We start from the raw sequence: 15,703 nt of genomic DNA on the forward strand, positions 1-15,703 counted from the left end.
CGGCAACCCCTCGCCGCATCTCTCACACCCGCCGGAATGATCCGGCGGGTGTTTTGTTATGTGCTGCGAGCAAGATCAGCCGCGCGGCTGGCAATTGGACGTGCGATGACCTTCTGCGATCACACGGACAGACTCGAGACAGTTGTCCAGACTGTCGAAATTCACGCTCACTTGAAGACCAGGCAGCGACCAGCTCGCGCTGCCAAACGTTCCTTCATCACGCCAACGACTGGCTCGTTGGCCCATACGCTCTTCGAGAATGGACGGCGAATCATCGAATTGAAGACCGAATGGCAGCGGCCCGGCCCAGGCTCTTGAGTTTCCCAGTTGATCGCGAACGAAACTGATGCCCGTGCAAACCGGCTGGCCTCCGGGCACGCCCTGCCTACTGTCAAAGTAAAGGATGAAGCCATGCTCGTCGGCTCTATCGACGACCTCGCTGCTCGCCTCCGCCATCAGACTCGCAAGACCAAGGCCCCGGAACACGACCTGGAAATCGGGGTCATTGGTCGATCTGCCGAGCACAGCGAGCACCTGCTCCGCTGAAGGGTACTCGGGCGTTGCCGGTGCGCGAGCCAATGGGCGCATGGGAATTCCCAAGCTGATATCAAAGATCCCACACGCTCCTGCCTGCTTGATGCATTCAGGCTGATACGTCAGACGGATGCGGTACTCGGGCAGCCACCAGGCGTCACGCTTGCCTGCGTGTAACCTGTCCCCGAATCCCGCCACGACGAACCTTTTGCGTGCTGCGGTCCTGTCGTCCTCCCACTGCAAGCCAAACGGCAGCTCGCCTTCATACCGGCGCATGACATCCGGAATGCCTGCCGTGACAGCAACGTTGGTGAAAATCAGCTGACCGCTCCTGCCATGCGAGGTAACAGATCGCCCATTCCAGTAGTTGCGCTCACTAAAGGAGAACAGCATGCCCTGCCCGCTCACACGCAGAATCGCTTCGTAAGGGCTCTTTGCAGGACGGGCCAGCTCCGGCCTGCGTCTGACGCCAAGCGATTGAAGCATTGCCGTGACGGCTGGGTCAGTGGCGCTTCTGCCAAACAGCCCGGTAATTGCCTGGATGTGCACCACGCTTGCTGGGTGATTCATGGAAAGACCATTGTCCATTCAGGCGAGACGCACAACTGCCGCGCTTACGCTCGGCGATCAGTGCGATCCACCGGAATGCCAACGGATACGCAGCGAATCGAATCTCCGGGACCGAGGAAGTTAACTTTGAACTCCATGCCACCAATGCTCCATATTTCCACATTACCCGAGATACCCGCCTCGACAGGAGTTCCCGCATTCAGGGCTGCAAATCGCTCCCTCACATGGTGAGGAGACATTGAGAAATTAAGCCCATGGGGCAACGGGCCAGAGTAAGCACGTTTGTTTTTCTCAGATGCCCAGAACACGACATTGGTGAGTACCCAAGGCCCATCGTCCAGGTCATGATACGGAATGTCCTTAAGGAGTCCGACGTCCTTGAACTCCAACTGCAGCGCCCCCTCGCTGTCAGTCCATATTCGCCTTCCAGCCAAGTTGAACGGATAGCGACGGAAGTCGACCTCGCCGATTTCCAGCTCAAGGAGCAATCGGGATAGGAAAGCCGAGCTGGTGTCCTGACCGACCGCCTGGATCACTACATCAATGTTTGGAAGATTCATCTGATTGTTGGCCGATGCGGCGTGAGAAGGGCAGGCCTGCCTGGTCCGCAGAGCGGGGCAATCCATCCATGGTGACTTCTGCGGAAGGCACAGGGAACGTCGATCAGGCTGCGGGGTGCCAGCCCATCGAGCGCGTATCCGGGGAAGCCGGCCGGCTTCAGCTATCCCCGATTGGCGTGAATCCATTGGCGCGCAGGGACTTGTGAGCACACACTCACGTCTCGAATCCGTCGTCCTTCCTCGGCCCTTCCGAAGCAGCGGTGGCGCGGTCCCGGCCGCCAGTAGAGCAGGACTCAGCAGCCAAGCCAGGTCCGATTCCGACATTCCGCGCAGGCGCCAGCGGCGGATCCGCCCCCTCTCCCTCAGCAATGGCGCGGGACAGCGGATCGGCTCAGAGCCCTTTTCCTGCGGGAAAGAGAATCTGGCCCCATTCGCATTTAAGGTTTGCCGTATGTGGCTGCATCGGTGAAAATCGGGGCATCCCCCCGATTTCCTGCGAGTGCCGATGCACCATGACACCGACCTGATCAACATCGTGGCCGTTGGCCTGGGGCTCGCCTTCATCTTCGGCGCGCTGGCCAACAAGCTGCGCTTGTCTCCTCTGGTCGGGTACCTGGTGGCTGGCATCTGCGTCGGCCCGTTCACCCCCGGCTTCGTCGCCGACCAGGCGCTGGCCAACCAGCTGGCCGAACTGGGCGTGATGCTGCTGATGTTCGGCGTCGGCCTGCACTTCTCGCTGAAGGACCTGATGGCGGTGAAGGCCATCGCCATCCCCGGTGCCATCGGCCAGATCGCCGTGGCCACCCTGCTGGGCTGGGGCGTGGCCTGGCTGATGGGCTGGCCGGCCCTGCACGGGGTCATCTTCGGTTTCTCGCTGGCTACCGCCAGTACCGTGGTGCTGCTGCGGGCGATGGAAGAACGCCGCCTGCTGGAAACCCTGCGCGGCAAGATCGCGGTGGGCTGGCTGATCGTCGAGGACCTGGCCTGCGTCCTGGCACTGGTGATGATGCCGGTGCTGGCCGGCGTGTTCGGCCCCGACGCCGCCAAGGAAACCCACACCCTCGGCAGCGTGCTGGCCGACATCGGCTGGACCTTCGTGCAGCTGGGCCTGTTCGTGGCGGTGATGCTGGTGGTTGGCCGCCGGGTCATTCCGTGGATCCTGGAGCGCATCGCCGGCACCGGTTCGCGCGAGCTGTTCACCCTGTCGGTGCTGGCCATCGCGCTGGGCGTGGCGTTCGGCTCGGCCATGCTGTTCGGCGTGTCCTTCGCGCTGGGCGCGTTCTTCGCCGGCATGCTGCTCAACGAATCCGAACTGAGCCACAAGGCGGCGCATGACTCGCTGCCGCTGCGCGATGCGTTCGCGGTGCTGTTCTTCGTGTCGGTGGGCATGCTGTTCGACCCCAACATCATCGTGCAGCACCCGTGGCAGGTGCTGGCGACGGTGGCCATCATCATGTTCGGCAAGTCGGCGGCGGCGTTCTTCATCGTGCGCGCCTTCGGCCACCCCACCAGCACCGCGCTGACCATCTCGGCCAGCCTGGCGCAGATCGGCGAATTCGCCTTCATCATCGCCGGCCTCGGCGTGGCGCTGCAGATCCTGCCCAAGGAAGGCCAGTCGCTGGTGCTGGCCGGTGCGCTGGTATCGATCATGCTGAACCCGCTGGTGTTCGGCCTGCTGGACCGCTGGCAGGCCAAGCAGGAGCAGTCGCCGCAGGCGGCCGAGCCCGAAGAGGCCACCGGCCCGTCGCGCGACCTGCATGACCACGCCATCGTGATCGGTTATGGCCGCGTTGGCAGCGAGCTGGCCCAGGTGCTGCGCGACCGTGGCGTGCCGGTGCTGGTGATCGATGACAACAAGGAACACGTCGAGCAGGCGCACGCCAGGGGCCTGGCGGCGATCCGCGGCAGCGCGGCGGCCGACCGGGTGCTGGCCGAGGCCCACCCGGAGCGCGCGAAGATCGCGGTGCTGGCCATTCCGCAGCCGCTGGAAGCCGGTGAGGCGCTGGCCAAGCTGCGGGCGATCAACCCGGACCTGACCCTGCTGGCGCGGGCGCACAGCGATGCGGAAGTGAAGCATCTGCTGGAACACGGTGCCGATGGCACGGTGATGGCCGAGCGCGAGCTGGCGTATTCGCTGGCGGAGATGATCATGTCGACGCCGCCGTACCGGAACCTGGGGCAGCACAGCATTCCGGTGGTGTGAGGGGTGTGCGGGCGGCAGGGCTTGCAGCCCTGCACCTGCTGAATCAACGTCAACGTCAAAAGCCTGCATTCCGTGGGATGGCGGGGGGGGTCCGGTGGCAGGGGACGCCGTAAACCCGTCCATGGGGGCTTGGTCGCGGCATCCATGCCGCTCACACCCCTGCCACCGGACCCACCCCGCCTTCGACAGGTTCCCGCTGCTGTTGGAACTGCTGTTGGAACTGCTGTTGGAACTGCTGCTGTTGGAACTGCTGCTGTTGGAACTGCTGTTGGGAATGCTGCTGGAACTGCTGCTGGAACTGCTGCTGCTGGAACTGCTGCTGCTGGAACTGCTGCTGTTGGAACTGCTGCTGGGAATGCTGCTGTTGGTGGGTGCCGACCGTTGGTCGGCACTGGGTCGGATCCCGTTACTGTGCGCAACGGGCTCGATCTGGTCCTGCTCTGGTAGGTGTCGACCTTGGTCGACACGGTAGATCCACGCCATGCGTGGATGCTCTTCGATGGCCATCCATCCACGCATGGCGTGGACCTACAAAAAAAAAATCCCCGGCGGGCCCGCACCCGTCGGGGATCTGTACTGCTGGGGATTGCCAGTTCTGCCACGCCTTGGAGAGGCAGTTCCACCGTACCCCATCCTGCGCGGCGTGGTGATCGCCGCTGGCGATGACGACCAAGCCGTTAGCTATCAGGCGGCGGCCAGGGCCTGTTCCAGATCTGCGCGCAGGTCTTCGATATGTTCGATGCCGATCGACAGGCGCACGGTGTCCTCGCTGACACCGGCACGGGCCAGTTCGGCGGCGTCGAGCTGGCGGTGCGTGGTCGAGGCCGGGTGCGTGGCCAGGGATTTCGCGTCGCCCAGGTTCACCAGCCGGGTGAACAACTTCAGTGCATCCAGGAAGCGCGCGCCCGCCTCACGCCCACCGGGCAGGCCGAAGGTCAGCACGCCGGAGCCGTGCCCGCCCAGGTAGCGCTGCGCGGCGGCATGTTCGGGGTCGTCGGCCAGGCCGGCATAGCGCACCCAGGCCACCTTCGCGTGCGCCTGCAGGTACTGCGCCACCGCCAGCGCGTTGGCGTTGATGCGCTCCATGCGCAGGGCCAGGGTTTCAATGCCCTGCAGGATCAGGAAGGCGTTGAACGGCGACAGCGCGGCGCCGGTGTTGCGCAGCGGTACCACCCGCGCGCGGCCGATGTACGCCGCCGGCCCGAGCGCTTCGGTATAGACCACGCCGTGATAGCTGGGGTCGGGTTCATTCAGGCGGGCAAAGCGTGTGCGCTGCGCGGCCCAGTCGAAGCGGCCCGAGTCGATGATCGCCCCGCCCAGACTGGTGCCGTGGCCACCGAGATACTTGGTCAGCGAGTGCACCACGATGTCGGCGCCGTGCTCGAACGGGCGCAGCAGGAACGGCGTGGCCACGGTGTTGTCGACGATCAGCGGAACGCCAGCGGCGTGGGCGACCTCGGCGATCGCGGCAATGTCGGTCACATTCCCGCGCGGGTTGCCGATGGATTCGACGAATACGGCTTTGGTGCGTTCGTCGATGAGCGCAGCGAAGGCGGCCGGGTCCGCCGGGTCGGCGAATCGGGCCTGGATGCCGTACTGCGGCAGGGTGTGCGCCAGCAGGTTGAGGCTGCCGCCATACAGCGCGCTGGCCGCCACGATGTTGTCGCCGGCCTCGGCGATGGTCTGGATGGCATAGGTGATGGCCGCCTGCCCCGAGGCCAGCGCCAGTGCACCGATGCCGCCTTCCAGCGCCGCCAGGCGCTGTTCCAGCACGTCGGTGGTGGGGTTCATGATGCGGGTGTAGATGTTGCCCTGCACCTTCAGGTCGAACAGGTCCGCGCCATGCTGGGTGTCATCGAAGGCGTACGCCACGGTCTGGTAGATCGGCACCGCCACCGCGCGCGTGGTCGGGTCGGGACGATAGCCGCCATGCACGGCCAGGGTTTCCAGTTGCCACTGCGGGTCACTCATCGCACCAGACTCCATCCGGGAAACGGCCACCATAGGGCAGCCGTTGCGCACGGGTCAGATCAGCTCGGCATATCGCCCTTACCCGCCGTTATCAGCGCACAAAAAAGGCGCCGCGCGATGACCGCGCGGCGCCCCGTTCTGCATTACACCCGCATCAGGCCTTGGCGAACACCAGGTGGCCGCCATCGTTGCCGACCTCGATGGTGTCGCCGTTGACGAAGGCCCCCGAGAGGATCTTCTGCGCCAACGGGTTTTCCAGCTGCGCCTGGATCGCGCGCTTCAGCGGGCGTGCGCCATACACCGGATCGAAGCCCACGTTGCCGAGCAGGTCGAACGCTGCGTCGGACACCACCAGCTTCAAGCCACGCTCGGCCAGGCGCCGCTCCAGGCCACGCATCTGGATGCGCGCGATCTGCTTGATCTGCTGCTTGTCCAGCGGGTGGAACACCACGATGTCGTCCAGGCGGTTGATGAACTCCGGGCGGAAGTGCGCCTGCACCACGCCCATCACCGCGGCCTTCATCTGCGTGTAGGCCTCCGGGCTGTCATCGCTGCCCATGTCCTGGATCTGGTGCGAGCCCAGGTTGGAGGTCATCACGATGACGGTGTTGCGGAAGTCCACGGTGCGGCCCTGGCCATCGGTCAGGCGGCCATCGTCCAGCACCTGCAGCAGGATGTTGAACACATCGGGGTGCGCCTTCTCCACCTCGTCCAGCAGGATCAGCGAGTACGGGCGGCGGCGCACGGCTTCGGTCAGGTAGCCGCCTTCCTCGTAGCCCACGTAACCCGGGGGCGCACCGATCAGGCGGGCCACGCTGTGCTTCTCCATGAACTCGCTCATGTCGATGCGGATCATCGCGTCGGCACTGTCGAACAGGAACTCGGCCAGCGACTTGCACAGCTCGGTCTTGCCCACGCCGGTCGGGCCGAGGAACAGGAACGAGCCACCCGGACGATTCGGATCGGACAGGCCGGCACGCGAACGACGCACGGCATCGGAGACGACCTTGATCGCTTCTTCCTGGCCGACCACGCGGTTGTGCAGCACTTCTTCCATGCGCAGCAGCTTGTCGCGCTCGCCCTCGAGCATCTTGTTTACCGGAATGCCGGTCCAGCGCGAAACAACCTCGGCGATCTCCTCGTCAGTGACCTTGTCCTGCACCAGCTTGAAGTCGTTGGCATCCAGTTCCTGCGCCGCAGCCAACTGCTTCTCCAGCTGCGGCAGCAGGCCGTACTGGATCTCGCTCATGCGGGCGAAATCCTGGCGGCGCTGTGCGGCTTCCAGGTCCAGCTTGGCCTGCTCTACCTGTTCCTTGATCTTCGTGGCGCCCTGCAGCGCAGCCTTCTCCGACTTCCAGACTTCATTGAGGTCGGAGAACTCGCGCTCCAGGCCGTCGATGTCATTCTCAAGATCGGCCAGGCGCTGCCGCGAGGCGTCGTCCTTCTCCTTCTTCAGCATCTCGCGCTGGATCTTCAGCTGGATCACCCGGCGTTCCAGGCGATCCAGCTCCTCCGGCTTGGAGTCGATCTCCATGCGCAGGCGCGAAGCGGCCTCGTCCATCAGGTCGATGGCCTTGTCCGGCAGCTGGCGGTCGGTGATGTAGCGGTTGGACAGCGTGGCGGCGGCAACGATGGCCGGATCGGTGATCTCTACCCCGTGGTGCACCGCGTACTTTTCCTTCAGGCCACGCAGGATGGCAATGGTGTCCTCCACCGACGGCTCACCCACGAACACCTTCTGGAAGCGGCGCTCCAGCGCGGCATCCTTTTCGATGTACTTGCGGTACTCGTCCAGCGTGGTGGCACCCACGCAGTGCAGCTCGCCACGGGCCAGCGCCGGCTTGAGCATGTTGCCTGCATCCATCGCGCCATCGGCCTTGCCCGCACCCACCATGGTGTGCAGCTCGTCGATGAAGAGGATGATCTGCCCTTCGCTCTTGGCCAGGTCGTTGAGCACGCCCTTCAGGCGCTCCTCGAATTCGCCGCGGAACTTGGCACCGGCGATCAGCGCGCCCATGTCCAGCGACAGCACGCGCTTGCCACGCAGGCCCTCGGGCACTTCGTCGTTGATGATGCGCTGGGCCAGGCCTTCCACGATCGCGGTCTTGCCTACGCCGGGTTCGCCGATCAGCACCGGGTTGTTCTTGGTGCGGCGCTGCAGGACCTGGATGGTGCGACGGATTTCCTCATCGCGGCCGATCACCGGGTCGAGCTTGCCACTCTCGGCACGCGCGGTCAGGTCGATGGTGTACTTCTCCAGCGCCTGCCGCTGTTCTTCGGCGTTTTCCGACTGCACGTTCTCGCCGCCACGCAGCTTGTCGATGGCGGCCTGCAGGCGCGCCTTGTCGGCGCCGGCGGCGCGCAGCGCCATGCCCAGCGTGCCGCTGTCTTCCAGCGCGGCCAGCACGAACCACTCGCTGGCGATGAAGGCATCGCCGTTCTGCTGGGCCAGCTTGTCGGTGTGGTTGAGCAGGCGCCCGAGGTCATTGCCCATCGAAACGTTGCCGGCCTGGCCGGACACCTTGGGCAGCGCATCCAGCGCCTCAGCCAGGCGCTCGCGCAGCACCGGTACGTTGACGCCGGCCTGGGCCAGCAACGGACGCGTGCTGCCGCCCTGCTGGTCCAGCAGCGCGCTGAACAGGTGTGCCGGTTCGATGATGCTGTTGTCGCGGCCCACGGCCAGCGACTGCGCGTCGGCCAGCGCCTGCTGGAAACGCGAGGTGAGCTTGTCCATCCGCATTGCGAATCCTCATCGGTCATCAGTGCCGGCCCGCGCCGGCGATGCAGGGAAGATGCGGTTGCCCCACCCGGTTTCAAGGGTGGCTGCGACGGCACCATCGGGTTGGTCAGCCTGTGGCAAGCATGCGCCCGGGCGCGTAGGCAGCGCGTTGATCCAGCGCAAGCCGCGCGCCAGGGCTGGCATGCCGGGCTCGCCAATGCCATACTTGCGAATCATTCTCATTTCGATCCATGCGCGACCGCGCCTTCCGCATGCACGCACACCACGAGCAACTGGGCACGCTGTACCGCGACCACCACCGGTGGCTGCAGGGCTGGTTGAGCGGCCGCGTGGGCAATCGCGATGTGGCCGACGACCTCACCCAGGACACCTTCGCGCGCCTGCTGCAGGGCCGCGATCTGGCCGCGCTGCGCGAGCCGCGGGCGTTCCTCACCACCGTCGCGCGCGGGCTGGCGGCCAACTGGTTCCGCCGCCAGGCGCTGGAACGCGCCTACCTGGAGTACCTGGCGCAGTTTCCGGAACCGGTGCTGCCGTCGCTGGAAGAACAGTTGCTGGTGCGCGAGGCGCTGCAGCAGATCGACGCGATGCTGGACGGCCTGCCGCCGATGGCGCGCAGGGTGTTCCTGCTCGCGCAGTTCGATGGACTGCGTTACGAGGCCATCAGCGAGCAGCTGGGGCTGTCGCTGTCCACGGTGAAGCGGCACATGAAGCGCGCCCTGATGGGCTGCCTGGCGCACGCCTGCTGACGATGGGCGTGGAGGCTGCAGGCGACCGGGCATTGTCGCCCCGTGTGCTGGAGCAGGCGGCCGACTGGCTGATGCGCCTGCACGAGGACGGCAATGCCGTGCAGCGTGCGCACTGGCAGCGCTGGCACGATGCCGATCCCGAGCACGCACGCGCCTGGCAGCGTGCGGAGCGGCTGCTGGCGCTGAGTGGCCAGGTGCCACCCGCCCTCGCCCATGGCGCGCTGCAGCGCCCTGCATCGCCCGGCCGACGCGCCGTGCTGCGCAGCGTTGCCGCGCTGCTGGTGGCGCCGCTGGGCGGCTGGCTGGCCTGGCGCCTGTACGACGAAGCGGCCTGGGACGCCAGCGTGCGCACCGCCGTGGGCGAACGCCTGCACCGCGTGCTGGACGACGGCAGCATGTTGCACCTGGCCACGGCCAGCGCCGTCGACATCGCCTTCGATGGCCAGCAGCGCCTGCTGCGGCTGCGGCGCGGCGAGATCCATATCGACACCGCGCCCGATCCACACCGCCCCGCGCGGCCCCTGCGGGTGGCCACCCCACACGGAATGCTGCAGGCGCTGGGCACGCGCTTCAACGTGCGCCTGTTCGACGATGCCACCCTGCTGGTGGTGCAGCAAGGCGCGGTGCAGGTGACCACCGCCGCCGGTGCCACGCAGCGCGTTGCAGCCGGCCAGCAACTGCGCTGGGGGGACGCCGGCTTGGCCGCACCGCAGGCCGCTGCGCCTGGCAGCGACGCGTGGCTGCACGGCATGCTGGTGGCCGACAGCCTGCCGCTGCAGGCGCTGCTGCATGAACTGGGCCGCTACCACCGGCGCTGGCTGCGGGTGGATGACACCGTGGCGGCCCTGCCGGTGTCCGGCGCATTCCCGCTGGATGACCTGCGGCGCAGCCTGTCGATGCTGGCCGCCACCTATCCGCTGCGCATCGATCAGGGCCTGACAGTTCGCGTGCGCGCGGACGCCTCGCCGCAATGACACTTTTTTCGATCCTGCGTGGCAGAGGAAGTGAATCCTTCTTCTGCCGGCTCCCTCCATGCCTGTGATCCCACCCCGTTTCCGCTACAGCCTGCTGGCCATCGCCCTGGCTGCCACGCCCGCCTTCGCCCAGACCCCGCCCGCCGGGCAGCCCGCCAACGCACCGGCCACGGCATCGCTGGGCAGTGCGCTGAGCGCCTTTGCCGCCCAGCACGGCGTCGCCCTGTCCTTCGATCCGGCGCTGACCCAGGGCCGCACCGCGCCGCCAGTTGATGCGGCAGCGGGCGTGGACGAAGGCTTCAGCACGCTGCTGCAGGGCACGGGCCTGCGTGCAGTGCGCCGGGCCGATGGCAGCTACACCCTGCAGGGCGCGAAGACCACGCGGCAGACGCAGCCGCTGCGCGTGGGGGCATCCGATGGCAAGGTCGCGCTGCCGCAGGTACTGCCCTTCGGCCAGGGCGTCACCCTGGATGCCGATGCCCTGGATGCGCAGGTGAAAGGCAACGGGGACATCGCCACGGCCCTGCGCAGCAACCCGGCGGTGCAGTTCAGCGATACCAACCGCAGCAGCCGCAACATGGGCGAAATCCGCCCCGATGATTTCAGCATCAATGGCGCGCCGTACTACCAGAACCTGTTCCTGCTCGATGGCGCCACGATCAACAACGATCTCGATCCGGCCGATACGCCCGACAACGGCAACCCCGCGCACAACTTCGATGTGCCCGGCGGCGCGCAGGGCATCGCCGTGGATGTGGACCTGCTGGAATCGCTGACCGTCTACGACGCCAATGTGCCGGCCTCGTTCGGCCACTTCCTGGGCGGCGTCGTGGACGCGCGCAGCCGTTCTGCAACCGACGGCCTGCATGGCAAGGTCTGGTTCCGCATGGCCCGTTCGGCCTGGGACAGCATCATCGCCAACGACGCGCAGCAGGAGAACTTCGAGGAATCCGATACGTACAAATACCAGCCGCAGTACGACAAGTACCGCGTCGGCGCGCGCCTGGAAGGACGCACGCGCGGCGGCCTGGGCATCATCGGCACCTTTACCCGCACGCGCTCGGAGATCCCCCTGCGCGCCTACGCCGGCGGCCGTGAAACCACCGGCGCGGACGTCAACACCCGCACCCAGACGCGCGAGAACACCAGCGCCACGGTGGCCCTGGACTGGAGCAATGGCGAAGGCCTGCAGCTCGGTGCCAACCTGTCCTACGCGCCCACCGACGATGTCTACTTCATCTCCAACTCGCGCGATTCGTACTTCAGCATCAAATCCGGCGGGCCCACTGCCAGCCTGCGCGCGAACTGGACCGGCACCGCCTGGACCCTGCGCAACACCCTGAACTACAGCGAGGTGGAAACCAGCCGTCGCGGCGACCTGGACTACATGCGCAACTGGCTGATCTCCGATGACTTCGACTGGGGCGTGTCCGGCATCAGCACCGAGGGCAGCTGGGGCAACATCGACCAGCACGACCGCCGCATCGGCTACCGATTCGTGGCCGACCGCGAACCGCTGCAGCTGGGCAGCAGTGAACACACCCTGCAGTTCGGTGCCGGCGTGCAGCGCCGCGATGGCGACTACCAGCGCCTGAACGACCACCGGGTACTGCTGAGCACCGCCACCACCCGCAGCTGCACGCTGTCCGACGGCAGCGTGGATGATTTCAGCTGCTCACTGTCGCCGACCAGAAGCGGCGGCACCGGCCAGTACTTCAAGCGCATGTTCCTGTTCCATGCCGGCCAGTTCGAGGTGAGCGGCGAAGAGTACGAAGCCTGGCTGCAGGACGACATCCGCATCGGCAACTGGAACCTCCGTCCCGGCCTGCGCCTGGACCGCAACAACCTGTGGAAGCAGACCAACGTGTCACCGCGCCTGGCCGCGTCCTGGGATGTGCTGGGTGACCAGCGTACGGTCATCAACGCCGGCGTGAACCGCTACTACGGGCGCAGCTTCTACAGCTACCTGCTGCGCGATGGCCGCGAGCGCCTGCGCGACACGCTGGACCGCACCAGCGCAAGCACCCGCTGGGAAGATGCCAAGAGCACCAGGAACGTGGCCACCAACCGCCTGAGCGATGTCGATTCGCCCTACACCGACGAATGGACCCTGGGCGTGGACCAGCAGGCGTTCGGCCTGCAGTTCCACCTGAAGTACGTGGACCGCAGCAGCCGCAAGGACATCCTGCGCCGCAAGGTCGACAGCCCGGACCGCGACCTCTACAACCTCAATACCTTCGAATACACCAATGAAGGCCGCAGCGATTCGCAGACATGGACGCTGTCGGTCAGCCCGCAGCGCCCGTGGGAATTTGCCGGCACCCGCAACAGCTTCCAGCTTTCGGCCGACCACACCGATGTGAACCGCAACTACAACAGCTACGAAGACCGCCCTGACCTGTTCGAGCGCGTGCGTCTGGATGGCAAGCTGATGTACCGCTATGAACTGCCCGCCACCCAGTACCTGCGGCCCTGGAGCGCACGCCTGAGCACCCGCACCGACATTCCAGCCTGGGGCCTGAGCTGGAACAACTTCTTCCGCTACCGCGCAGGCTTCGAAGGCACCACCGAGGGCGCGCTGGAAGTCATCGACGGCGAAAGCGTACGCAACCTCACCACGCGCCGCTTCTCCGGCAGCTGGACCTGGGATGCCAACCTGGAATACCGCCGGGTGCTGCCGCGCGAGCAGGAAGCCTATGTGCGGGTGGAAGTGCAGAACGTGCTCAACCGCAGCAACCTGACCACAGCCAGCGGTGCCGCCGCCGGCACCATGTACTTCGAACCTGGCCGCAGCTTCTGGCTGGAAATGGGCTATTCGTTCTGAGCCGGCGGCCCGGCAGGCATCTGCCGGGCCATTGTCGATGAAGCGCCTGCACCCACTGCGCCTGGCCCTGCCCGTCGCTGCCCTGTTGCTGGGCAGCGCGGGCGGGCCTGCGCCCGCGCAGGACACGCCCTGCCCCGAGGTGCTGCCCGCACGCCCGGACGGTGCCTGCCTGCGCGCGCTCTACAGCGGCCCCAGCAGGCACTGGCCCGCGCCGGAGGTCGACCCCGGTGTTGCCTGGCAGGAACTCGCGCCGTTGCCGGCACCGGTCGATCCTGCAGGCAATCCATCCACCCCGGCCAAGGTCGCGCTGGGGCGCCGGTTGTTCTTCGATCCGGTGCTGTCGAAATCACGGCAACTGGCCTGTGCCAGCTGCCACGATCCCGATCTGGGCTGGGCCGATGGCCGCCGCGTATCGTTCGGCCACGACCGCCAACCCGGCCGCCGCAACGCACCCAGCGTTGCCATCAGCGCACACGCATCACCGCTGTTCTGGGATGGGCGCGCCGCAACGCTGGAAGACCAGGCCCTGCACCCCATCGCCGATCCCATGGAAATGGGGTTCAGCGCGCAGGGCGCCGTGCGCCGCCTGCGCCGCGACGCGTCCTATCGCCGTGCGTTCAACGAGGTGTTCGCGCAACCGCGCATCGATGCCGCCCAGCTCGGCCAGGCCATCGCGGCCTTCGAGCGCAGCCTGTCGCCACGCAACAGCCGCTTTGATCGCTTCCTGCGTGGCAATGCGGGTGCACTGGAGGATGCCCAGCTGCGCGGCCTGCACCTGTTCCGCACGCAGGCCGGCTGCATGAACTGCCACAGCGGGCCCGCGCTCACTGACAACGGCGTCCACAATCTCGGCCTGCACTTCCACGGCCGCCCACGCCAGGACCTGGGCCGCTACGAAGTCACTGGCGATCCCGCCGACAGCGGCCGCTTCCGCACGCCCTCGCTGCGTGGCGTGGCCAGCACCGCGCCGTACATGCACAACGGTCTGATCCCGCGCCTGTCGGGCGTACTGGCGTTCTACAACGTCGGCGGCGCGCGCCCGCGCGCACCGGCCTCGCCTGCGGCCGATGCGGCGCCCTTCCCTGCGCCAGATCCACTGCTGCGTCCGCGCGGGCTCAGCCGCCAGGACCTGCAGGACATCGAGGCATTCCTGCAGACCCTGTAGCTGCAATCAACCGCCGGCAGGCGGCGCGGCAGCCGGCTTCGGTGGCAGCAGCGGCGGCGCGGCAGCAATGGCAACCGGGCAGCCATAGGTGCCGGCAACGTCCATGTACAGGCTGTAGCGCTGGGTCGCGGCGAAACCCACCCGCCAGTCCGGGTTGAACAGGGGGTCGGGCCCCGGTGCCAGGCCGATGTCCACCGGCAGGTTCAGCACTTCCTCGCCGATCATCACCGGCGTGGTCGCCTCTACGTACTGGATGTCTTCGCTGCCCGCAGTGGTGATCACGTTCTTGCGCCGGATCGCAGACGCGGGCGGCGCTGCCGGCAGCGTTCCACGGGCCTGGAAGGCGCCATTGAAGCCGGTATCGACCTTGACCAGCACGTTCTGCTTGCCGGCGCGGATCGGATAACGAACGTCATACGCATCCCCCCACAGCGTCGACAGCGTGGCCATCCGCCGCGTGCACGGCACCGGGGTGGCAGTGGCCTGGATCACCAGCGCATCCTTGTTGATGCGCACCCGGCCCAGCGCGCGCAGCACGTCCAGGCCGATGCGTGGCAGGTCGTCCTGGCCCAGCACTGCGAAGGACACGCCGCGTACCGCCAGACCGCCGATCTCGAGATCGGCCGGCGCCGCCAGCGCATACAACTGCCCGGGCTTGCCATCGGCCACCATGAAACCTTCGGTCAGCGCCAGCCCGAGTTCGGCCGCCAGTGCGCGCCCGATGCGCGAATGCGCCGCGCCGCTGTCCAGATGCACGCGCACCTCGCGTTCACCGGTGGCGGTACGGACCTTCAGGGCGAGCGTCGGCAGTTCGTTGTTCATCTGCAGGGGAACGCTGACATCGCTGGCAGGCGCAGGCACTGCCAGCGCATTGCGCGGCCAGGCGGTGAAGCGCTCGAAATGCGGCTCACTGATGCCGGCAAGATGGATGTCGCCCACCTGGCGTTTCAACAACGGCCGGATATCACGCTCCAGCAGCGTGCGGACCTGCAGCATCTGCGTTGCCCATCCGGCGATATCGCCCTGCAGCAGCAGATTGCCGGCCAAGGTGGCCGAGCACAGGTACTCGACCCCCGTCACGCTGTCGGCCGGTTCACTGGCCACGGCCTGCAGGCATTGCTGGGCGGCTTTGCTGGAGCGTTCCAGCTCCCCACGCACCCGGTAGAAGCCTGCCTGGCCCAGCAGTCCCTTTGCCCCTTGGGTCTTGCCCAGCGCCTGCAGCCTGCCCAGTTCGGCAAGGCGCACGCTGCGGGTGTAGCGATAGGGATCACTCAGTTCGGCGTCCGCTGTGTCCACGGTGGCAGCCGAAGCCACCGCCGTGGCGAACAACGCACTCACTCCCAACCACATTGCATGCATCGAGGTTACTCCTGTCTACCCGACGCCGACCGTATCACGGTGGTGATGACATCTGCC

At 66.6% G+C, this 15,703-nt stretch carries 11 protein-coding genes; 6 read left to right on the forward strand and 5 right to left on the reverse strand.

Annotated features, from left to right (window positions below; translation table 11 throughout):
* Positions 1 to 75: 75 nt before the first annotated feature.
* Complete coding sequence (locus C1927_RS16395; RefSeq protein WP_254051493.1) at positions 76 to 1,104, reverse strand: hypothetical protein; 1,029 nt, start codon at positions 1,102 to 1,104, stop codon at positions 76 to 78.
* Between the two features lie 44 nt (positions 1,105 to 1,148).
* Positions 1,149 to 1,664: a hypothetical protein gene (locus C1927_RS16400; RefSeq protein ID WP_108747240.1), complete on the reverse strand. Its 516-nt coding sequence runs from the start codon at positions 1,662 to 1,664 to the stop codon at positions 1,149 to 1,151.
* Between the two features lie 505 nt (positions 1,665 to 2,169).
* Between C1927_RS16400 and ybaL the strand changes: the two genes are divergently transcribed.
* Together ybaL and C1927_RS21545 are read left to right on the forward strand one after the other, a co-directional pair.
* Complete coding sequence (ybaL, locus tag C1927_RS16405; protein ID WP_108747241.1) at positions 2,170 to 3,867, forward strand: YbaL family putative K(+) efflux transporter; 1,698 nt, start codon at positions 2,170 to 2,172, stop codon at positions 3,865 to 3,867.
* A 202-nt stretch (positions 3,868 to 4,069) separates the two neighbouring features.
* Entirely contained in the window at positions 4,070 to 4,339 is a 270-nt protein-coding gene (locus C1927_RS21545) for a hypothetical protein (RefSeq protein WP_174208694.1), read from the forward strand.
* 212 nt (positions 4,340 to 4,551) lie between these two features.
* Here the strand turns inward: C1927_RS21545 and C1927_RS16415 are convergent, their stop codons facing one another.
* Both C1927_RS16415 and clpB read right to left on the reverse strand, forming a co-directional pair.
* Positions 4,552 to 5,838 (reverse strand): aminotransferase class V-fold PLP-dependent enzyme, encoded by a 1,287-nt coding sequence (locus C1927_RS16415; RefSeq protein WP_108747242.1) that lies wholly within the window; start codon positions 5,836 to 5,838, stop codon positions 4,552 to 4,554.
* Positions 5,839 to 5,992: 154 nt separating this feature from the next.
* Positions 5,993 to 8,578, reverse strand: coding sequence for an ATP-dependent chaperone ClpB (gene clpB / locus C1927_RS16420; RefSeq protein WP_108747243.1), 2,586 nt, complete (start codon positions 8,576 to 8,578; stop codon positions 5,993 to 5,995).
* Positions 8,579 to 8,808: 230 nt separating this feature from the next.
* Between clpB and C1927_RS16425 the strand changes: the two genes are divergently transcribed.
* From C1927_RS16425 to C1927_RS16440, 4 genes are read left to right on the forward strand one after another with little or no spacing between them, the layout of a single operon-like run.
* Positions 8,809 to 9,324, forward strand: coding sequence for a sigma-70 family RNA polymerase sigma factor (locus C1927_RS16425; protein ID WP_254051494.1), 516 nt, complete (start codon positions 8,809 to 8,811; stop codon positions 9,322 to 9,324).
* 32 nt (positions 9,325 to 9,356) lie between these two features.
* Positions 9,357 to 10,298, forward strand: a complete 942-nt coding sequence (locus tag C1927_RS16430; RefSeq protein WP_216821157.1) for a FecR domain-containing protein — start codon at positions 9,357 to 9,359, stop codon at positions 10,296 to 10,298.
* A 58-nt stretch (positions 10,299 to 10,356) separates the two neighbouring features.
* Complete coding sequence (locus C1927_RS16435; RefSeq protein ID WP_108747245.1) at positions 10,357 to 13,122, forward strand: TonB-dependent receptor; 2,766 nt, start codon at positions 10,357 to 10,359, stop codon at positions 13,120 to 13,122.
* A 37-nt stretch (positions 13,123 to 13,159) separates the two neighbouring features.
* On the forward strand, positions 13,160 to 14,287 hold the full coding sequence (locus C1927_RS16440; protein ID WP_108747246.1) for a cytochrome c peroxidase: 1,128 nt from the start codon (positions 13,160 to 13,162) through the stop codon (positions 14,285 to 14,287).
* A gap of 6 nt (positions 14,288 to 14,293) precedes the next feature.
* Here C1927_RS16440 and C1927_RS16445 read toward each other — a convergent pair whose 3' ends face one another.
* Positions 14,294 to 15,646: an aspartyl protease family protein gene (locus C1927_RS16445; RefSeq protein WP_254051495.1), complete on the reverse strand. Its 1,353-nt coding sequence runs from the start codon at positions 15,644 to 15,646 to the stop codon at positions 14,294 to 14,296.
* Positions 15,647 to 15,703: the final 57 nt, after the last annotated feature.

Origin of the sequence: Stenotrophomonas sp. ZAC14D1_NAIMI4_1 (genome assembly GCF_003086775.1) — a bacterium.
Taxonomy (GTDB): Bacteria; Pseudomonadota; Gammaproteobacteria; order Xanthomonadales; family Xanthomonadaceae; genus Stenotrophomonas.

Coding starts and splice junctions, on each gene's coding strand:
- C1927_RS16395 (WP_254051493.1), bottom strand. CDS start 1,104: ATGAATCACCCAGCAAGCGTGGTGCACATCCAGGCAATTACCGGGCTG.
- C1927_RS16400 (WP_108747240.1), bottom strand. CDS start 1,664: ATGAATCTTCCAAACATTGATGTAGTGATCCAGGCGGTCGGTCAGGAC.
- ybaL (WP_108747241.1), top strand. CDS start 2,170: ATGCACCATGACACCGACCTGATCAACATCGTGGCCGTTGGCCTGGGG.
- C1927_RS16415 (WP_108747242.1), bottom strand. CDS start 5,838: ATGAGTGACCCGCAGTGGCAACTGGAAACCCTGGCCGTGCATGGCGGC.
- clpB (WP_108747243.1), bottom strand. CDS start 8,578: ATGCGGATGGACAAGCTCACCTCGCGTTTCCAGCAGGCGCTGGCCGAC.
- C1927_RS16425 (WP_254051494.1), top strand. CDS start 8,809: ATGCGCGACCGCGCCTTCCGCATGCACGCACACCACGAGCAACTGGGC.
- C1927_RS16435 (WP_108747245.1), top strand. CDS start 10,357: ATGCCTGTGATCCCACCCCGTTTCCGCTACAGCCTGCTGGCCATCGCC.
- C1927_RS16440 (WP_108747246.1), top strand. CDS start 13,160: ATGAAGCGCCTGCACCCACTGCGCCTGGCCCTGCCCGTCGCTGCCCTG.
- C1927_RS16445 (WP_254051495.1), bottom strand. CDS start 15,646: ATGCATGCAATGTGGTTGGGAGTGAGTGCGTTGTTCGCCACGGCGGTG.